The 20,070-nt window shown below is 43.8% G+C and carries 14 protein-coding genes; 7 read left to right on the top strand and 7 right to left on the bottom strand.

The genetic code is table 11. The features are described 5' to 3' along the window. Window positions 1-132 precede the first annotated feature (132 nt). On the bottom strand, window positions 133-1,725 hold the full coding sequence (gene nhaB, locus L0992_10935; protein ID XGB66234.1) for a Na(+)/H(+) antiporter NhaB: 1,593 nt from the start codon (window positions 1,723-1,725) through the stop codon (window positions 133-135). A gap of 640 nt (window positions 1,726-2,365) precedes the next feature. On the opposite strand from nhaB, the gene fadR reads away from it, so the two are divergent. Beyond that, a complete protein-coding gene (fadR, locus tag L0992_10930) occupies window positions 2,366-3,205 on the top strand; it encodes a fatty acid metabolism transcriptional regulator FadR (GenBank protein ID XGB66233.1) in 840 nt (279 codons plus the stop codon). Between the two features lie 153 nt (window positions 3,206-3,358). On the opposite strand, the gene L0992_10925 is transcribed toward fadR, so the two are convergent. Further along, on the bottom strand, window positions 3,359-3,838 hold the full coding sequence (locus tag L0992_10925; GenBank protein XGB66232.1) for a DUF1456 family protein: 480 nt from the start codon (window positions 3,836-3,838) through the stop codon (window positions 3,359-3,361). A 220-nt stretch (window positions 3,839-4,058) separates the two neighbouring features. Then, window positions 4,059-6,119 carry a methionine--tRNA ligase gene (metG, locus tag L0992_10920; protein XGB66231.1) on the bottom strand — a complete coding sequence of 687 codons (2,061 nt, stop codon included), beginning with the start codon at window positions 6,117-6,119 and terminating at the stop codon, window positions 4,059-4,061. A gap of 157 nt (window positions 6,120-6,276) precedes the next feature. On the opposite strand from metG, the gene apbC reads away from it, so the two are divergent. The 3 genes from apbC (at window position 6,277) to L0992_10905 (ending at window position 10,499) form a co-directional block, all read left to right on the top strand. Next, window positions 6,277-7,353 carry an iron-sulfur cluster carrier protein ApbC gene (gene apbC, locus L0992_10915; GenBank protein XGB66230.1) on the top strand — a complete coding sequence of 359 codons (1,077 nt, stop codon included), beginning with the start codon at window positions 6,277-6,279 and terminating at the stop codon, window positions 7,351-7,353. A 256-nt stretch (window positions 7,354-7,609) separates the two neighbouring features. Next, window positions 7,610-8,251, top strand: a complete 642-nt coding sequence (udk, locus tag L0992_10910) for a uridine kinase (GenBank protein ID XGB66229.1) — start codon at window positions 7,610-7,612, stop codon at window positions 8,249-8,251. A gap of 106 nt (window positions 8,252-8,357) precedes the next feature. Further along, window positions 8,358-10,499, top strand: coding sequence for an AsmA family protein (locus L0992_10905; protein ID XGB66228.1), 2,142 nt, complete (start codon window positions 8,358-8,360; stop codon window positions 10,497-10,499). 225 nt (window positions 10,500-10,724) lie between these two features. Here the strand turns inward: L0992_10905 and cobO are convergent, their stop codons facing one another. After that, a complete protein-coding gene (cobO, locus tag L0992_10900) occupies window positions 10,725-11,330 on the bottom strand; it encodes a cob(I)yrinic acid a,c-diamide adenosyltransferase (GenBank protein ID XGB66227.1) in 606 nt (201 codons plus the stop codon). Between the two features lie 84 nt (window positions 11,331-11,414). On the opposite strand from cobO, the gene L0992_10895 reads away from it, so the two are divergent. Next, the gene (locus L0992_10895) at window positions 11,415-11,864 is read left to right on the top strand and encodes a low molecular weight phosphotyrosine protein phosphatase (GenBank protein ID XGB66226.1); all 450 of its coding nucleotides are present in this window, start codon (window positions 11,415-11,417) and stop codon (window positions 11,862-11,864) included. Between the two features lie 109 nt (window positions 11,865-11,973). Here L0992_10895 and L0992_10890 read toward each other — a convergent pair whose 3' ends face one another. Beyond that, a complete protein-coding gene (locus L0992_10890) occupies window positions 11,974-13,521 on the bottom strand; it encodes a SulP family inorganic anion transporter (protein ID XGB66225.1) in 1,548 nt (515 codons plus the stop codon). A gap of 259 nt (window positions 13,522-13,780) precedes the next feature. Next, the gene (rne, locus tag L0992_10885) at window positions 13,781-16,918 is read right to left on the bottom strand and encodes a ribonuclease E (protein XGB66224.1); all 3,138 of its coding nucleotides are present in this window, start codon (window positions 16,916-16,918) and stop codon (window positions 13,781-13,783) included. Between the two features lie 618 nt (window positions 16,919-17,536). Here rne and rluC point away from each other — a divergent pair. After that, a complete protein-coding gene (rluC, locus tag L0992_10880) occupies window positions 17,537-18,481 on the top strand; it encodes a 23S rRNA pseudouridine(955/2504/2580) synthase RluC (protein ID XGB66223.1) in 945 nt (314 codons plus the stop codon). Window positions 18,482-18,779: 298 nt separating this feature from the next. Here rluC and L0992_10875 read toward each other — a convergent pair whose 3' ends face one another. Beyond that, entirely contained in the window at window positions 18,780-19,361 is a 582-nt protein-coding gene (locus tag L0992_10875) for a Maf-like protein (protein XGB66222.1), read from the bottom strand. 149 nt (window positions 19,362-19,510) lie between these two features. On the opposite strand from L0992_10875, the gene yceD reads away from it, so the two are divergent. Next, window positions 19,511-20,038: a 23S rRNA accumulation protein YceD gene (gene yceD / locus L0992_10870; protein XGB66221.1), complete on the top strand. Its 528-nt coding sequence runs from the start codon at window positions 19,511-19,513 to the stop codon at window positions 20,036-20,038. Window positions 20,039-20,070 lie beyond the last annotated feature (32 nt).

The raw sequence follows: 20,070 nt of genomic DNA, 5'->3' as shown, positions 1-20,070 counted from the left end.
GAATTGAATCCTGTCTATAAAATAAAAAAGCCCTGATTACTCAGAGCTTTTTATCTTGGATAAGTTTCCTAATCAACTAATATTTTTGATTAGTGAGTTACACATTTTATGGTTTGCGACACAGTGTTTAGCTTAGTGACCGCCAGAGATAACTGGAGCAACAGCTTCACCAGTGCGCTGAATGATCCAACCTGCATCGTAGAACCATGCTGTCATCGGTTCTACGAAGAACACGATACCTGCAAGGCCAACCAGTGCTAACACGATGGTGTATGGCAGAGCCATGATAACCATGCGGCCGTAAGACAGTCGAATTAACGGAGCAAGTGCTGATGTTAATAGGAATAGGAATGCAGCCTGGCCGTTTGGCGTCGCAACAGAAGGTAGGTTAGTACCTGTGTTGATAGCAACAGCAAGTAGGTCGAATTGGTCACGAGTGATGATACCCTCTACTAGTGCAGTTTTCACTTCGTTGATGTAAACCGTACCTACGAATACGTTATCTGAAACCATCGATAGAATACCGTTGGCAACATAGAAGAGGGCGAGTTGTGCGCCTTTATCTTCAACGTGAAGTACAGCATCGATTACTGGCTTAAATAGAGCTTGGTCGATGATCACAGCAACAACAGCGAAGAAAACGGCAAGAAGTGCAGTAAATGGTAGCGCTTCTTCAAAGGCCTTACCCATAGAGTGCTCTTCAATAACACCAGTAAACGCTGTTGCTAAGATGATCACAGAAAGACCAATCAAACCTACTTCAGCAACGTGAAGTGCAAGGCCAACAATAAGCCAAACTGCGATGGCACTTTGAACCCATAGTTTTGCTACGTCTTGCTTGGTGCGGTTTGCACGTTCTTTGTTGTCAAATTCAACCAAGATTTGGCGAACATTCGTTGGCAGCTCTGAGCCGTAACCAAATACTTTGAATTTTTCTACTAGTGCACAAGTCACAATACCGCAGAAGAAAACAGGCAGTGTTACTGGCAGCATACGGATGATAAATTCACCGAATTCCCAGCCTGCTTGTTTAGCAATTACCAAGTTTTGTGGTTCACCTACCATGGTCATTACACCACCCAGTGCTGTACCAACACCAGCGTGCATAAGCAGTGAACGTAAGAAAGCACGGTAGTTTTCTAAGTCATCACGAGTAAGTTCAGAGATCTCTTCATCATGCGTATGATCGTGCGCAGACGTTGTGCCTTTGCCCGATGCAACCTTGTGGTAGATAGAGTAGAAGCCGACCGCAACGCTAATAACTACGGCGATTACTGTTAGTGCATCTAGGAATGCTGATAAGAAAGCAGCAGCAACACAGAAGGCAACAGAAAGTAAAATTTTAGATTGGATGCCAAGCAAGATCTTCGTGAAAATGAACAATAGCAGTTCTTTCATGAAGTAAATGCCAGCAACCATGAATACGAGCAAGAGTAATACAGGAAGGTTTGCTTGCAGCTCGTGATAAACCATCTCTGGTTTGGTCATGCCAATGGCGACTGCTTGAATAGCTAATAGACCACCCGGTTGAAGAGGGTAGCATTTGAGAGCCATAGCTAGAGTGAAAATAAACTCAACCACCAATAGCCAGCCCGCAACAAATGGGTCAACTAGGAAGAAAACAAACGGGTTGATGATTAAAAAGGAAATGATGGCAAGTTTATACCAATCAGGAGCTTTACCAAGGAAGTTCTTGATAAAAGCGTTTCCGAGAGACATCGGCATGTTAATACTCTTTTATGTTGATTATGAATAGACAAGCAATACAACATTTTGAGAATCGAGCTATAGAAATTGTTAAAAACTATAACTAACAGTGACTTAGAAAAACTACATTCCATGTAATGTTCTGTGGTCTTGCCAAGTCACTCCCTTAGAAACTCAAGCACTGCTTATTTTTGAGCGCAACTCTACTCTTAGATAACATTTAGTCAACAGGAAAAGCCCTGTAGCACTAAAAATACCTCTTTTTTGTTGAGAAACGCGATCAAAGTAGCGGAAGCATACCACTTAAAATGTGATAAAAACCGACTAGAATCAATATTTCAGCGAAATGATTGAAATTTACAGAATAAAGACGGTTTATATATGATTATTACAACTTAATATTGCAATTTAATGGCTTTAAAATTATGACCAATCTCATTGATTTTAAAGAAAATTTGTTGTGTTAATGATTTGTTGAAATAGTGATTTATAGTCGCTTGCTTTCTAAACCTAGAGTGCAAACGTGTGCTGAACTTTAGAGTTTTAACTCTATTGATGTTTTGAGTGAGTAAAATTTTTGAGGGTGTTTCCGCTAGGTGTTAACTAGTGGTATGATGAGTAAATTAGAACAGAATAATTAAATTGGATTGAAGTGTAGATGGTCATTAAGGCGAAGAGCCCGGCAGGATTTGCAGAAAAGTATATCATTGAAAGTATTTGGAATGGCCGTTTCCCTCCAGGTTCTATCTTGCCAGCAGAGCGTGAGCTTTCTGAGCTAATTGGTGTTACACGTACTACGCTTCGTGAAGTACTTCAACGTCTTGCTCGTGATGGTTGGTTGACAATCCAACACGGCAAACCAACCAAAGTTAATCAGTTTATGGAGACATCAGGTCTTCATATCCTTGATACGCTAATGACGTTGGACGTTGATAACGCAAGCAAGATGGTAGAAGACTTACTTGCTGCCCGTACTAATATCAGCCCGATCTTTATGCGTTATGCATTCAAAGCAAACAAAGAAGCTTCAGAGCGTACTATTAGTAACGTGATTGAATCTTGTGAAGCGCTACTTGCGGCACCAACATGGGATGAATTCTTAGAATCATCGCCATACGCTGACAAGATCAAGCAAGCAGTAAAAGAAGATTCAGAGAAAGATGAAGCGAAACGTCAAACGATCTTAATCGCGAAGACTTTCAACTTCTACGATTACATGCTTTTCCAACGTTTAGCATTCCACTCAGGCAACCAAATTTACGGCCTGATCTTCAACGGTGTACGTAAACTGTATGACCGTATTGGTAGCTACTACTTCTCTAACCCAGAAGCACGACGTTTAGCGATGGACTTCTATAAAGAGTTGTTCGTTATCTGTGAGAGCGGCCAACGTGAAAACTTGCCATTGGTGATCCGTAATTACGGTATCGCAAGTGCGCAGGTTTGGAACGAAATGAAAACAACGTTGCCAACGAACTTCACTGAAGACGATAGCTAATCTTTTGGGCTAACTAAATAGCGTTAAAGAAAGAACAAAAAAGCGGCGAGATAATTCAATTATCTCGCCGCTTTTTATTTATCATGAGTTAGTAAAACTGACCAACGAGTAGAGAGCTATCTTTGGTCAGATTACTTATCTATGAGTAGAAACTTAACCTGTAAACTCTTCTGAATCTGGGCGGTTAGTAAACTGAACGCCATTTAGGAAGTCGCAAAGTAATTGGTCTTCACATACTTTGTAGTTTTTGTTCTCTGGCTTACGGAAGTAGGCACCAATCTCGTATTTACTTAGACTTACGCCAACCACTTCTAACACGTCTAGCACATCTTCTGCTTTCATGTTTAACGCGATACGTAGCTTCATGAAAATCATGTTGTTTGTCAGTGCTACCTCAGGTTTAGGCTGAGCACCTTCTTTTTTACCACGCTTTAGGTTGATGAAACCATTCAGGAAAACCGCTAGCTCTTTATCTTTCATCTTAGAGCATGACTTGTCGTTGTCGTCTTTCAGCCAGTTAATCACTTGGTCATGAGCAACCGTCACATCAGCTTGTTCGATAGCTTTGATGATTTGTGCATTTTTAAGGTTTAGTGCGTGCTGAATACGACGCAAGATTTCATTGTTAGTCACTGAGGTGTCCTAAAGAGGTTTAGAGAGTAAAGTGGATTCAAATGGCGCATTGCCATTGATAAACCATTTCATACTTTACTTAGCATAGTTGAGGGCGACTCTAACAGAGAACGCCTATTTTCGGTAGATATAAAAAATCCCCAATGCTGGTTAACTCTTTCAAGCTAAAAGTGCATTAGGGATTTTGCTATGAGTGCTGTCTATCTGACTGAAGTCAGGATTACATTACACGCATACCAGGTTGAGCACCTTCGTGTGGCTCAAGGATCCATAGGTCGCTGCCGCCAGGGCCAGCTGCTAGGATCATACCTTCAGACATACCAAACTTCATCTTACGAGGTTTTAGGTTTGCTACCATAACAGTTAGCTTACCTTCTAGCTCTTCAGGTTTGTATGCTGACTTGATGCCAGAGAATACTTGGCGCGTTTCACCACCGATGTCCAATTGGAATTTCAGTAGTTTGTTCGCTTTTGGTACTTCTTCACAAGAGATGATACGAGCAATACGCATATCGACTGCAGCAAAGGCATCAAACTCAATCTCATCTGCGATTGGTTCTTTGTCTAGCTCAGTTTGGCTTGCTTGCTCTTTCTCAGCGTCTGCTTTTTCTTTTGCCGCTGCTTCAGCTGCTGCATCTTCTTTAGAAGACTCGATCATCGCTTCCACTTTCTTAGGATCAATACGGCTAAATAGCGCTTTGAACTTAGTGATTTCGTGATCAGTTAGCGGTGTTGCAACACCTTCCCACGTTAGCTCTTCGTTTAGGAAAGCTTCAGTGCGAGCCGCAAGCTCAGGCATTACTGGTTTCAGGTAAGCCATTAGTACGCGGAATAGGTTGATACCAACAGAAGATACTTCTTGAAGCTCTTTCTCTTTACCTTCTTTTTTTGCAAGAACCCAAGGTGCTTTCTCATCGATGTACTGGTTAGCTTTGTCTGCTAGTGCGGTAATTTCACGGATAGCGCGGCTGAACTCACGAGTTTCGTATAGCTCACCGATACGTTCAGCAGCAGCAACGAATTCGTTGTAAAGTTCTGGTTCTGCAAATTCAGCAGAAAGCTTGCCTTCAAAACGCTTAGTGATGAAGCCAGCGTTACGAGAAGCTAGGTTAACAATCTTGTTTACTACGTCAGCGTTTACACGTTGAGTGAAGTCTTCAAGGTTAAGGTCTAGATCATCGATACGGCTGTTTAGCTTAGCAGCGTAGTAGTAACGTAGACACTCAGGGTCTAGGTGGTTTAGGTACGTGCTTGCTTTGATGAATGTGCCTTTCGACTTAGACATCTTCGCGCCGTTCACAGTTACGTAGCCGTGTACGAATACGTTGTTTGGCTTACGGAAACCCGCGCCATCTAGCATTGCTGGCCAGAATAGGCTGTGGAAGTAAACGATGTCTTTACCGATGAAGTGGTAAAGTTCAGCTGTGCTGTCTTTCTTCCAGTATTCGTCGAAGTTTAGGTCGTCACGCTTGTCACATAGATTCTTGAAAGAAGCCATGTAGCCAACAGGAGCATCTAGCCATACGTAGAAGAACTTGTCTTTTTCGCCTGGGATTTCGAAGCCGAAGTAAGGCGCGTCACGTGAGATATCCCACTGTTGAAGGCCAGACTCGAACCATTCCTGCATTTTGTTTGCAGTTTCGTTCTGTAGAGAGCCAGAACGAGTCCACTCTTTCAGCATGCTTTCGAACTGAGGCAGGTCGAAGAAGAAGTGCTCAGAGTCTTTCATTACTGGAGTTGCGCCAGAAACCGCTGATTTAGGGTTAATCAGTTCAGTTGGGCTGTATGTCTCACCACAGTTATCACAGTTATCACCGTACTGGTCTTCTGACTTACACTTAGGGCAAGTACCTTTTACGAAGCGGTCTGGTAGGAACATCTCTTTCTCAGGGTCGAAAAGCTGAGAAATAGTACGGCTAGAAATGAAGCCGTTCTTTTTAAGTTCTAGGTAGATGTGAGAAGCCAGTTCACGGTTCTCTTCGCTGTGTGTGCTGTGGTAGTTATCAAAGCTGATATCAAAGCCAGCGAAGTCTTTTTGGTGCTCTTCACTAACAGCAGCGATCATCTCTTCTGGTGTGATACCCATCTGTTGAGCTTTAAGCATAATTGGCGTGCCGTGAGCATCGTCAGCACAGATGAAGTTTACAGTGTTGCCACGTAGACGCTGGTATCGAACCCAGATATCAGCTTGGATATGCTCAAGCATATGACCAAGGTGAATAGAGCCGTTAGCGTACGGAAGCGCACAAGTTACCAAAAGTTGTCTTGGATCAGTTGCCATACTTAATAATTCGCTTTTTTGATAGGTATAAATTTGAGAGGTAATACTACTTTATAACGTGTGATACGCCAAGGTATCAGACAAAGGATTCCCCTAGTTTTTTAGGGGTTCAGTCTTCATCTCGTGGGTGATAGCATAAATAAAAAAAGGAGCCCCAATGCGTAACTTTACTTCGAAGCAAGATTTCTGTTCATGGTTGAATGAGTTTGAGTCACCAATCCTCATCCCAGAGTGGGCGCTACACCAAAACATTGTCTCTGTTGATCCTCGTGGATCGTTTGTTATTACCTTGCCTTTCGCTGCTAACCAGCTTGCTGTTGATCTTGAAGATTGGATTAATGCCCAAATTGAGCAAAAGCTTGTGAGTGCTTTCCAATTTGAAGTAAAGGTGAAGCCATCTGCGTTAGAAACGACAGTAGCGACGCCATTGAAGGGCGTGAAGAACATCATCGCCGTGACATCTGCAAAGGGTGGGGTGGGCAAATCGACCACTTCCGTCAATCTTGCTCTGGCTTTATCTAAGTCTTGTTCAAAAGTGGGTTTATTGGATGCCGATATCTATGGCCCTTCTGTGCCGATGATGCTTGGACAATTAGATGCGAAACCAGAAGTTCAGAACAATAAGTGGATGATGCCAATCGAAGCGCACGGCATTTTCACTCACTCTATCGGTTACCTTGTTTCGAAAGACGATGCTGCAATTTGGCGTGGTCCAATGGCGGCCAAGGCTTTAGGTCAGCTTGTTAACGAAACCGTATGGCCAGAATTGGATTACCTAGTTATCGACATGCCACCGGGCACGGGTGATATTCAGTTAACTCTATCTCAGCAAATCCCAGTAACAGGCGCGGTTGTTGTTACTACTCCTCAAGATTTGGCATTAGCAGACGCACGTAAAGGTGTCGCGATGTTTGATAAAGTGAGCGTGCCAGTTGCGGGCTTAGTGGAAAACATGAGCTACCATATCTGTAGTCACTGTGGTGAGAAAGAGCATATCTTTGGTGCGGGTGGTGCAGAAGCGATGTCAGAAGAGTTTTACCTCGATATCTTAGCGCAAATCCCACTGCACATTGATGTTCGTGAAGACATCGATGCTGGTTGTCCGACAGTCGTTCGTCGACCAGATAGCGAACATACTCGTCACTATTTAGAGCTTGCAGAGAATGTGGCTGCGAAAATGTTCTGGACGGGTAAAGCCAGGCCGGAAGCGATTAACTTTTCTATGGTTGAATAGCGCACGTTAATCACAAAGTCGTTTAAATATTGTTTGGATTAGATAAATAGCGGTGGATTTAAGTCAATATCCATTGGGCTTGTGCAAATAGTTGTAGGCAAGTTATTTGAAAGCAAACGATTGTCTTAAGTAAATGTATTGAGATCATCAATTTGACTGCAATTAGCTAAAATGGCGACTAGAATCTATGTGCTTTAGCCCCTATAATCAGGCGGTTTATCTATTCCCACCACCAAACCATATCGGGTGCAAAATAATGTCTGATAATAATCAATGTGTCATCGTAGGTATCGCTGGCGCTTCAGCTTCAGGAAAAAGTCTGATTGCTAGTACGATTTATAATGAGCTGCGCGAAAAAGTAGGCGACCATCAAATTGGTGTTATCACGGAAGATTGCTATTACAGCGACCAAAGCCACTTGAGTATGGAAGAGCGAGTTAAAACTAACTACGATCACCCAAATGCACTAGATCATGACCTTTTATGTGAACATCTACAGCAGCTAATGAGTGGCAATGCCGTAGAAGTTCCTGAATACAGTTACACAGAGCACACACGTACTTCTGAAACGACTACACTTACTCCTAAGAAAGTGATCATTTTAGAAGGTATTCTGCTTCTTACAGACCCGCGTCTTCGTGAACTAATGCACGCAAGCGTGTTTATGGATACACCGTTAGACATCTGTCTACTACGCCGTGTTAAGCGTGATGTGGAAGAGCGTGGTCGTACAATGGACACAGTGCTTAAGCAATACCAAGAAACTGTACGTCCAATGTTCATGCAGTTTATCGAGCCTTCAAAACAACATGCAGACATCATCGTTCCTCGTGGTGGTAAAAACCGTATTGCGATTGATGTGCTAAAAGCGCACATTGCGAAGTTGTTGAAGTCTTAATCGAATAAAAATTTGCCTAAGTGACTCACTTAGCTTTATTTTTTACCGAATCAGTGGCACTTTTATAGTGCCACTTTCTTTTGGAATCTAAGCAAGGAATATGCGGATGAAGAAACTACTCATTTTCATAGCTGTACCAGTGTTTGTTGTTATTGCAGCAATTCTGGCACTAGTGCTGTTAGTGAATCCCAACCAATTTAAGCCATTAATTGTCGAACAAGCCCAGAAATACACAGGCCTAGAGCTCGTGATCGAGGGCGATATCAGCTGGCAATTTTTCCCATCTATTGGCTTTGAACTTGGTCAAACTGAATTACGTAACCCAGAAGGGTTTACCCAACCGAACCTATTCAAGGTTGATACCGTTGGCGTTGATGTTTCGGTTACTCCGCTATTTAGCAACCAACTAGAGATCGGCAACATCACTCTAGACGGTGCAGAGTTCTATTTAGAAACGCTTAAAGATGGTCGTAAGAACATAGATGCGTTAACACAAGCGTCAGCGCCTCAAGAATCTGAGACTGCTGTTGCAGACACCAATTCGGAATCAGCTCCTGCACCTGAAGAACAAAGCGCAACGGAAGCATCTGGTTGGACGATTAACCTTGCGGGTGTCACTGTATCAAACGCACTGTTTGAAATGGACGACAAGCAAGCGGGTTCATTCACTAAGTTGTACGATGTGTCTTTGAACTTATCCGAGTTTGCTGTGGATACATGGACAACGGCAACCTTCGCCGCTTCTGGTGAAAACAATCAACAGAAATTCTCTGCAAACGGCAGTGCTGAATTTAAATTAGCGGAAGGTTTCGCAAGTTACGCGCTGCGCAATATTGACCTCAATGCGAAATTCAATGATCCAGCAACGTCGATAGACTCTGCGAAGATTGGCTTGGATACGTTTGAATTCGATAAGGTTAACCAACTGACTTACGCTGTGGTAGGTAAAGCCGCGGGTCTTGACCTAGACCTGAAAGGTAGCGGTGAGCTAACCGTTGATAGCGCGATTTCAAAAGTGACACTGAATAAGTTAACGCTAGACTCAACATTCAAAGGTGACACGCTTCCGCAATCACCAATGAAAGTCGATATGTTATCTGACTTGAGCTTTGACCTCACTAAGAGCCACTTGAGCTTCGTGTTAGAGAAGCTACAAGCAAACTCTATCGCGCTAGATGGTAAAGCTGACGTAACCCTGTCTGAAATTCCAAAGGTTCGTTTCTCTCTTCATAGCCCGAACATCGACCTTGATGAGTTCTTAGGTCTAGGTAACACAACAGAAACGGCGAGCACTGCTCCTTCTGAGTCTGCTGGTGGTTCAACGTCAAACTCAGGTAGCTCTGCACCTGCGAAAGAAGTAGAACCTGATCTGTCGGCACTGAAAACGTTAGACGTTAAAGGTGATATCACGATTGATAAGTTCAAGGCGAGCAATGCGAAAATGCAGAATGTTAAAACAGCATTCTCGGTTAACCGCGGTATCGCAGAACTTACCTCATTCACATCGAACCTTTACCAAGGCTCCATTTCTGCAACTGCTAAGTTAGATGCACGTAAAACACCAGCGACTTACACAGCTAAGAAGAAAATCAAAGGCGTGAAAGTTCAGCCGTTACTGGTTGATGTTGCAGATAACGATATGCTGGAAGGTACTGGTAATATCGATGTTAATGTGAAAGGTAAGAGCCTGACTCCGACGGGTATTAAGAAGAACCTAGTTGGTACTATCGCGATTAACTTTGAAGATGGTGCGGTAAACGGTATCAACGTTGCGCAATTGATTCGTGAGAATTACGCGAAGATCAAAGGCGAGAAAGTTGAAAGCACAAATGAAGCTCAAAAAACGGACTTCAGTGCAATGAAAGCGACGTTGAAGGTCGACAAAGGTTGGGTTTCAACCAACGACTTGTCGGCACAGTCACCACTACTGCGCGTTACTGGCCAAGGTAAAGCTAACTTCATTAATGAAACCGTAGACTTCCTTGTTCGTACATCGATCGTTGGTTCGTTAGAAGGTCAGGGTGGTAAGAGCATTGATGACCTGAAAGATGTGACTATCCCAATTAAGGTAACTGGCCAGTGGGCAGACCCGAAATTTGCACTTGTTTTTGATGATGTATTGAAACAGAAAGCACAGAAAGAGATTGATCGTGGTTTAGAAAAGCTAGACGAAAAGTACGGTGACAAGATCAAAGATGAGAAAACAAGAGACGCAGTAAACGGCCTACTAAAAGGCTTGTTTAATTAATCCTTAGCTCATTTTGAAATGAATAAAGCGCCATTCCTGTTGTAGGAATGGCGCTTTTTATTTTGGCTTCGATAATACTCAAGAGAGATTCCCTATGACACTCGTCCCTCGTTCTAGGGAATGACGATAGGTACTTGTCCTTTTATTCAAGGGCGTGACGTCTTAGTGGTCGTCATCCTCTAGAGGGAAGAGTAACCGAGTCGTGGGATCTCTGGTTGAAGGTGATTACCAATCAACGCCTTGTAGCGCTTTTACACCAGATTCAAATGCGTGTTTTACATTACGCACTTCAGATACGGTATCAGCCATTTCTGTAAGAGTACGGTGCGCCCCACGGCCTGTAATGATTACAGACTGCATTTTCGGACGGTTGTTCAACGCTTCTACTACTTCATCGAGTTCGATGTAACCATAGCTCACCATGTAAGTCAGTTCATCAAACAGAATCACATCAATCGACTCATCAGCCAGCATGCGTTGACACTCTTTCCATACACGCTGCGCAGCTTCAATATCTTGCGCTTTGTTCTGAGTTTCCCAAGTAAAACCTGTGCCCATTACTTGGAACTCTACATCGAGCTTTTGCAGAACGTTTTTTTCGCCGTTATCCCAGGTGCCTTTAACAAACTGAGCAACGGCACATTTCTTACCGTGACCCACAGCGCGAGTAATGGTGCCGAAACCTGATGTTGATTTCCCTTTACCATTCCCCGTAATCACCAATAGTAGGCCTTTGACCTCTTGTGCAGCGGCCACACGTGCATCGACTTGTTCTTTTACTTTCTGTTGTCTTGCTTTATGACGTTGTTCTTTGTTGTCTTCGGTCGACATAACAAATCCTTTTAAGTTGTGATTGCGCCTATCATAGCCTAACTTAACGATAGCAAAAACCATCGGAAGAACAGGTGATTACGGATGAAAAAGATACTCGTGGTTTGCATGGGGAATATTTGTCGCTCGCCAACAGGTGAGGCGGTACTCAGAAAGAAAGCGAAACAGCTGGATATTGATGTTGTGGTCGATTCTGCGGGGACGATTGGCTTTCATCAAGGAAACCCTCCGGATTCGCGCTCAAAGGCAGCTGGCGAGAAGCGAGGCTACAGTTTCAAGGGAATTACTTCTCGTAAAGTGGTCGCGAATGACTTCGAAGAGTTTGACCTGATACTCGCGGCAGATAGGGCGAACTTAGATGACTTAATGAGTCAGTGCCCAGCGCACCTGCAATACAAGCTCGCGCTATTTTTGAGTTTTGGTGAATCTGACTATCAAGAGGTTCCGGATCCATATTATGGAGAGGGTGATGGTTTTGAGCTGGTTTTGGACTTAATCGAAGAGTCGGGCGAAGCGATATTGAGGTCTATTTAACATTAAAGCTATGTTCAGTACTTTACTGGCTAGTTAATAAATACGACGTATAAAAAAGGCCGACATTTAATGTCGGCCTTTTAAATCTAGCTTTACGTTCTGCCTAAGATTACTTAGACATTACTTTGTAGATTGGGTCTTCTGCTACGTTCGCTTCGACTAAGCTACCGGCTTTGTGCAGCATAGCAACACAGTCTTGACTTAGGTGGCGAAGGTGAAGCGTTTTACCTAGTGCTGCGTAACGCTCTGCAATAGTATCAATCGCTTCAATAGCTGAGTGGTCGGTAACACGTGAGTTTGCGAAATCAACGATAACATCTTGTGGATCGTTGTATGCGTCAAACAACTCTAGGAAATTAGCCGTTGAACCAAAGAAGATTGGGCCGTTAACCTTGTACTCTTTAGAGCCTTTGTCGTTTACCGATGTGTCTGCGTAGATATGCTTAGCATGTTGCCATGCAAACATTAGTGCAGATGCAATGACACCCACAAATACAGCAACCGCTAGGTCAGTCATTACAGTTACAACCGTAACAAGAACGATAACGAAGAAGTCTTGCTTAGGTACGCGACGTGCAAGCTTGAAGGTTGCCCATTCGAATGTACCAATTACAACCATGAACATTACACCCACTAGCGCTGCTAGAGGAATCATTTCGATAAGTGCAGAGCCGAATAGAATGAACATCAGTAGTGCAACGGCAGCAACGATACCAGACAGACGACCACGACCACCTGAGTTTACGTTGATCATCGATTGACCGATCATCGCACAACCACCCATCGCGCCAAATACTGAACACGTCACGTTCGCCATACCTTGACCAACACATTCACGGTTAGATTGACCACGAGTGTTTGTCATTTCGTCTAGTACGGTTAGCGTCAGTAGTGATTCGATTAGACCAATCGCTGCAAGAATCACTGCATAAGGCAGGATGATGTATAGCGTTTCTAAGCTAAACGGTACTGCTGGAATAGAGAATGTTGGTAGAGAGCCCGCTAGTGTTGCTGCTTCGTCACCAGACATAGTGCGCAAGAAGTCAACAACAGTACGAGTTTCTAGATCAAGGCCAACAACCAAAGCCGTTACCGTAACAATAGCAACCAATGACGATGGTACTGCTGTTGTTAGCTTAGGTAGGAAGTGGATGATAGCCATAGTCAGTGCTACAAGGCCTAACATCAGTGTCATTTGACCACTTGGTAACCAAGTTAGTGCACCTGTTACATCTGGTGCCTTAAATTGTCCAAGCTGTGCTAGGAAGATAACGATCGCTAAGCCGTTCACGAAACCAATCATTACTGGGTGCGGAACGATACGGATGAATTTACCTAGCTTAAATACACCCGCTGCAATTTGCAGAAGGCCGGCTAGCATAACTGCCGCAAATAGGTATTGAACGCCATGGGTTGCTACTAGGCTCACCATTACAACAGCCATTGCGCCAGTTGCACCAGAAATCATACCTGGACGACCGCCGAAGACAGAAGTAATTAAACCTACGATGAATGCTGCGTATAGACCAACCATTGGGTCAACGCCTGCAACAAAGGCGAATGCTACGGCTTCAGGTACCAGAGCTAGGGCTACTGTTAGACCTGAAAGCACATCATTCTTTACAGAGTGCTTTGAAAATTGTGGGAATTCGAACATGTTTGCTCAGCTATGCTTAAGATGGATTTACCCGACACGAGTGTATTGCGCAGCCAAACGGTGATTGAAAAGAGCGGCAATAGCGAAGTGTCGAAAAGATAAGTGCGCGAATGCTACCCAAAAATGTGATTAAGTTCAAGGTTGAACCTAACTTTGAGTAATATATCTATTAATTTTTATTCGATTAGCAGATATGAAAAAGGCTGCTTTAATAAGCAGCCTTTGATTCGATTTTCTAGTGATTACTTAGCAGTAAACGCTAGTAGTTTGGCTTAGTCATGCCTGCGCCAGCTTTGTTTGACGCTGCTTGACTGCCTGCACCTTTCGGTACAAAACGCTCAGTACGGAATGGAGCAGCAACAACTTCAATCTCTTTGATCTCTTGAGGACCAGGAGCTTTAGTCATTGGCGAACCCGCTTGTTTCTTAGCAACTGCCGCTTTTGGTGCTGCTTCTGAAGCTGGTGCTTCTACCACAGGAGCTTGTTCAACTTTCACACTTTCAGCTTTAGGCGCTTCAACTGCTTTTGTTGTTTCAACGACTGCAGTTTCAACAACTGGTGCTTCAACTACGACTTCTTCTGCTTTCACAGTTTCAACCGGAGTTTGTTCAACTTCCACACTTTCAGCTTTAGGCGTTTCAACTTTTTGTGCTTCAACAACTGGAGCTTCTTCAGCTACAGCAGGAGTCTCAGCTACTTGAGCTTCAACAGCAGCTTCTTCGCGACGGATAATCACTTTGCCCATAGCCAGTTCAGGACATGCAAAGCCGCCTGCCATTGCTACGTTGCTTTGTGGAGCCGTCTCTTGAGCTACGTTTTGCTCTTGTTCTTTAACAGAAACTTGAGCTTCAACTGCTACTTGAACTTCAGCCACTTCAGGTTTTGTCTGTTTGTGGTGAGGTTTTGGAATGAAGCGAGGCATCACTTTACCCATAGCCATCTCAGGAGAAGCTACACCACCTTTACGTAGGCGGAATGGGTTAGGGCGACGATCACGACCGCGACGACGACGTTGACCACTTGCACGCAGGTGACGTGGAGAACGACGGTTACGGCGTTGCTTCGGCTCTTCCTGTTCAGTTTGCTCAGCATTTGCTTGAGTTGCTTCTACTTGTTCCGCAACTTTTTGCTCTTGAGCGACTGATTGTTCTTTTGCAACAACCTGTTCTTTTGACGCGTTGTCTTCAGCTTGAGCTTGTTGGTCTTTAACACGAACTTGCTTGTTCAGTTTACGACGTTGACGACGCTCTTTGATCTTAGCTGCTTTCGCTTCAGGCTTAGCTTTAGGCGCTTCTGGCTTGTCAGCTTGAGCTTCTGCCGCTAGCTGTAGACCTTCTTCTGCTAGTTTAGAAGGCGCTTGCTCTTCGCGTTGCTTCTGCTCATCACGTGGCTTGTTGCGACGATCTTGCTTAGGCTTGCGAGGTTGACGATTCTGCTGTGGAGCAGCTTCTTTCTGCTCTTCAGGCTTCTCGTCACGAGCTGGCTTACGACGGCGCTTGTTGTCACGGTTTTCGTTACGATTGTCACCACGCTCACCACGTTGGTTGCGACGACGGTTATCGTTACGATCACGGCGTTGACGGTTGCCGTTGTTGCGATTGTTCTTAGGTTTCTCTTCTTCTTTCTTCTCTTCTTCTTTCTTCTCTTCTTGAGTTGAAGAGCCGAATAAGAAGCTACCGATAGCTTTGAAGAAACGACCAATTAGACCTGGTTCTTGAGTCGCTGCTGGCTCAGCTTTCTTCTCTTCTACAGCTTTAGGTGCTGGAGCAGGAGTTGGTGCTGATTGAGCAGGGGCTGCGAAGCCTTTCAGAGCTGGCTCTTCGATCTTCTTAGGACGAATAGTCTGTTCTGCTGGTTCTTTGCTTTCTGCTTCTTTAAGAGCGTCTAGCTTCTTAGGAAGTAGGTAAGACAGTAGATCGAACTCTTCGCCTTCACGAACACGGATAACCTCAAAGTGTGGTGTTTCCATGTCTGAGTTAGGAACAACAGTGATCTTAACTTCTTGGTTCTTCTCGATGTGGTTTACTGAGCGACGTTTTTCGTTCAAAAGGTAAGAAGCGATTGGCACAGGCACAACAGCAAGTACTTGCGCTGTGTTGTCTTTTAGAGCTTCTTCTTCGATCAAACGTAGAACAGACAGTGCTAGAGATTCGTTATCACGAACAACACCAGTACCTGTACAACGAGGACAAATGTGGTGGCTTGCTTCTGCTAGTGATGGGCTCAAACGTTGACGAGACATCTCTAGAAGACCAAAGCGAGAAATACGACCAATCTGAACACGTGCACGGTCTAAACGAACAGCATCACGTAGACGGCTTTCTACTTCGCGTTGGTGGCGAACCGGAGTCATATCGATGAAGTCGATAACAACAAGACCACCTAGATCACGTAGACGTAATTGACGTGCAATTTCATCCGCCGCTTCTAGGTTAGTGTTTAGCGCTGTTTCTTCAATATCGCCGCCCTTTGTTGCACGAGCAGAGTTGATATCGATAGAAGTTAGAGCTTCTGTTGGGTCGATTACGATAGAACCACCAGACGGAAGACGAACTTCACGTTGGAAAGCAGATTCGATCTGGCTTTCAATCTGGTAATGGCTGAATAGTGGTACTTCACCATCGTATTTCTTAACGCGATTCATGAAATCTGGGCGTATTAATTGAATGTGCGCTTGTGCACGTTCAAAAATAGTGTTGCTGTCGATTAGAATCTCGCCGATGTCACGACGTAGGTAGTCACGAATCGCGCGAACGATAACGTTACTTTCTTGGTGAATTAGGAAAGGAGCTGCATTTGAATCAGAAGCTTGCTTGATAGCGCCCCAGTGATTCAATAGAACATTCAGGTCCCACTCTAACTCTTCTGCACTTTTGCCAACACCTGCTGTACGCACGATTAAGCCCATACCTTGAGGAAGCTCAAGAGTGCTTAATGCTGCTTTCAGTTGAGTGCGCTCATCACCTTCGATACGACGAGAAATACCGCCAGCACGAGGGTTATTAGGCATAAGAACTAAGTAGCTACCCGCCAAAGAGATGAAAGTTGTCAGTGCAGCACCTTTGCTACCACGTTCTTCTTTCTCTACTTGTACGATTACTTCTTGGCCTTCTTTTAGCACTTCTTTAATGCTAGGACGGCCTTGGTATGTATAACCTTCAGGGAAGTATTCGCGGGCAATTTCTTTAAGAGGGAGGAAACCGTGACGTTCTGCGCCGTAATCAACAAATGCCGCTTCTAGGCTTGGCTCAATACGGGTAATACGTCCTTTGTAGATATTCGCTTTTTTTGACTCGTGACCTGGACTTTCGATATCTAGATCGAACAGTCGCTGGCCATCAACCAAAGCGACACGCAACTCTTCTTTTTGAGTTGCGTTAATTAACATTCTTTTCATTTAGAAATTCTCATTGTCTTTTCTTATTTTCATCATTGTTCTTATCGCTTTATTTCGTTTCTCATGGTGCCAGATCCCATGGCTTTATCGGTGCAGCCTCCCGGCTGGAGAGGGATGCTCTGGGGCACGTCAGTCATCATAGGGAGTTAGCCTATGATCCGCGATGTGGCGGTGAATACTCAACATGAGCGTACGTGAGTAGAGCGATAAGGAACTCAGTTGACCGTGTCTTACGCCGATTGCAGCACTGTCTAATCTGAGTTATCTACTCATTTACTTGCTTATGAATGGTTAGCTGTTTAAATAATAGTCAAACCACTGATAGCAGCTGTGAACTATAGCAGCGGTCGGTAAACACAGCAATCTGCTTTGTCGGAATGCTGTAAAAAAAACAGTTTTTGTTTGGGTTTTGATAGCTCTAACTCACTGTCTATAAATAATTTATCAATTGATATTTTAATTTGCAGGAATCTTGGTGCTTTTTTGTTCGAAGAATCAAAGAAATATAGAACTTCAACGAGCATTTGAGGATAGATCGGTAGGGATTATGGATAAATAAGTTCGGAATCGAGCTAAGAAAATCTCAATTATCAAAAGTGACAGTGATACAATAGCCCAATGAGCGAAATTAGAACCCAAGTCCAATTTGTCGACATTGACGAAGATATGGCTGGTCAGCGTATTGATAACTTCTTACGCAACCAATTAAAAAACATCCCGAAAAGCATGATTTACCGAATCGTGCGTAAAGGCGAAGTCCGCGTAAATAAAAAACGCATCAAGGCTGAGTACAAACTAAAAGCTGGTGATTTAGTTCGTATCCCGCCAGTCACGATTGAAGAGAAAACCGAAGAGAACGTGCCAAGCACGAAACTCAACAAGGTTTCAGAATTAGAACAGTGCATCATTTACGAAGATGATCACATGCTGATTCTGAACAAACCTTCGGGCACTGCTGTTCATGGTGGCAGTGGGCTGAAGTTTGGCGCAATCGAAGCATTGCGTGCACTTCGTCCTGATGCTCGTTTTCTAGAGTTAGTGCATCGTATTGATAGAGATACATCTGGCATTTTGCTTGTTGCTAAGAAGCGCTCGGCGCTAAGACACCTTCAAGCACAGTTCCGTGAAAAAACGGTTCAAAAATATTACTTCGCTTTAGTCATGGGCGAATGGAAGAACAGCTGTAAGGTTGTTAACGCTCCATTATTGAAAAACGAAGTGAACAGTATTGTTCGTGTGAACCCGAACGGAAAAGCATCTGAGACGCGTTTTAGAGTTTTAGAAAAATTCAAAGATGCGACGTTAGTTCAAGCGAGTCCAATTACGGGTCGTACGCACCAAATCCGTGTACATACTCAATATACTGGCCACCCAATCGCTTGGGATGATCGCTACGGTGATCGTCGTTTTGATGCTTACACGGGTAAGGTTGGTCTGGATCGTTTGTTCCTACACGCAGCAAACATTAAGTTTACGCACCCAGGTAGCGAAGAGAAGATGGATATCTCGGCGCCAATGGAAGCAAGACTTGAAAAAGCACTGACCGGATTACGTAAGATCTAAGAAGATACGAGATACGAGATACGAAACGGAGAATTCTTTCGGAATTTACTCTCAGCTATCTGAAAATGATAAAGGTTGACGAATATCGTCAACCTTTTTTGTTTGTGCCTACTTTTTTGTTTGTGCCTACTGTAGAAGCTCCCCAACTCGCTCGTTCCTCGCTCTTGAGGATGACGGCACATTGCATTACTGATGACTAGATAAAAAAAACTCAGACTGCAATAATCATTAGTCTTCGTCATTCTCTAGACTGACGAAGGAAGGAGTAGGGAATCTCTGTAAGTGTGATAAGCGCTAGTTAAAGAACACTCATCCCTTGGGCATCTAACATATCCACTAAATCGATAAGGGGTAGACCAATTAGGGTGTTCGGATCTTTGCCTTCCATCTGCTTAAATAACGCAATACCCAACCCCTCACACATAAAACTGCCCGCGCAGTAATAAGGCTCTTCTTTCTCAACGTAAGAGATGATCTGCTGCTCGGTTAAATCACGGAAATGCACGATGAAGGTGTCGAGACGCGTGTCAGCTTTGTTGGTCTCGCTGTTCCAAACCGAAAGACCAGTATAAAAAGTGATGCTCTTACCACTTTGGCGCGCTAGCTGCTCAATTGCTTTTTCACGAGTATGTGGTTTACCAATGATCTCTCCATCAATCACACAAACCTGATCAGAGCCAATCACTAAGCTCGGTTGCTCTACCGCGCAAGACTTAGCTTTTGTCTCGGCAAGGCGCATGACTAACTGTTGAGGCGTCTCATTTGAAAGCGGCGTTTCATCGCAGTCTGGTTTGGCGGTAATGAAGCTTAACTGTAGTTTTTTGAGGATCTCTTGCCTAAATGGTGATGTAGAGGCTAAAACTAGTTGGTAATTTCTCATTTTAATTTACAATTCAAGGAAGCATTTATCTCAGGATAACGTAACTTGTCCTGCTATTCATAATGCTCTGAATAGGAAAGGCAGGAAAGTACATTTTTTTTGCCATTTCCTTTGACTAAACATGATTTGGAAGATAAGATTCGCGCCCTATGCAAAAGGAAAAAATACCGCGTACAGTTGATCCGGCAAGAACGGCTCAAAAACGACTGGATATGAATGGTATCATTCAAGTCAGTCTTTTAAAGCGTTTAACTGAAGCAACTGAAGGCGTAAAACGTGACGCGCAAGTCTCAATGTCATTTGGGCTTGATGAACAACGATTAGTCGTTATCTCTGGTAAAGCTAACGTCGAAGTCGATTTAGAGTGTCAACGTTGTAATGAGGTTTTCGCACATGAGTGCGATGTCCAATTTACTTATACTCCTGTTTACAGTGAGAAAAGTGAAGAGGAAGCACCGGAAGAGTACGATTTGGTAGATCTGAACGAGTACGGTGAGTTAGACCTGATTCAATTAGTTGAAGACGAGTTCATCCTTGGATTGCCACAAATAGCAATGCACGACGATGCGGACTGTAGCGTTAACTCAAATAATTTGGTGTTTGGCGAACTTCCTGAAGAAATTGAGGAAGATAAAAAGCCGAATCCATTTGATGTTTTAAAAAGCTTGAAGAAGTAACAGCTTCTTTAAGAATTTACATAGGAGTAGGG

Source organism: Vibrio pomeroyi (assembly GCA_041879425.1).
Classification (GTDB): domain Bacteria; phylum Pseudomonadota; class Gammaproteobacteria; order Enterobacterales; family Vibrionaceae; genus Vibrio; species Vibrio pomeroyi_A.
Note: the sequence above shows the minus strand (reverse complement) of the source record. Positions and strands in the feature narration are given on the sequence as shown.

Coding starts and splice junctions, on each gene's coding strand:
- rluC (XGB66223.1), top strand. CDS start 17,537: ATGAGCGAAATTAGAACCCAAGTCCAATTTGTCGACATTGACGAAGAT.
- L0992_10890 (XGB66225.1), bottom strand. CDS start 13,521: ATGTTCGAATTCCCACAATTTTCAAAGCACTCTGTAAAGAATGATGTG.
- fadR (XGB66233.1), top strand. CDS start 2,366: ATGGTCATTAAGGCGAAGAGCCCGGCAGGATTTGCAGAAAAGTATATC.
- apbC (XGB66230.1), top strand. CDS start 6,277: ATGCGTAACTTTACTTCGAAGCAAGATTTCTGTTCATGGTTGAATGAG.
- nhaB (XGB66234.1), bottom strand. CDS start 1,725: ATGCCGATGTCTCTCGGAAACGCTTTTATCAAGAACTTCCTTGGTAAA.
- udk (XGB66229.1), top strand. CDS start 7,610: ATGTCTGATAATAATCAATGTGTCATCGTAGGTATCGCTGGCGCTTCA.
- cobO (XGB66227.1), bottom strand. CDS start 11,330: ATGTCGACCGAAGACAACAAAGAACAACGTCATAAAGCAAGACAACAG.
- L0992_10875 (XGB66222.1), bottom strand. CDS start 19,361: ATGAGAAATTACCAACTAGTTTTAGCCTCTACATCACCATTTAGGCAA.
- L0992_10905 (XGB66228.1), top strand. CDS start 8,358: ATGAAGAAACTACTCATTTTCATAGCTGTACCAGTGTTTGTTGTTATT.
- metG (XGB66231.1), bottom strand. CDS start 6,119: ATGGCAACTGATCCAAGACAACTTTTGGTAACTTGTGCGCTTCCGTAC.
- rne (XGB66224.1), bottom strand. CDS start 16,918: ATGAAAAGAATGTTAATTAACGCAACTCAAAAAGAAGAGTTGCGTGTC.
- L0992_10895 (XGB66226.1), top strand. CDS start 11,415: ATGAAAAAGATACTCGTGGTTTGCATGGGGAATATTTGTCGCTCGCCA.
- yceD (XGB66221.1), top strand. CDS start 19,511: ATGCAAAAGGAAAAAATACCGCGTACAGTTGATCCGGCAAGAACGGCT.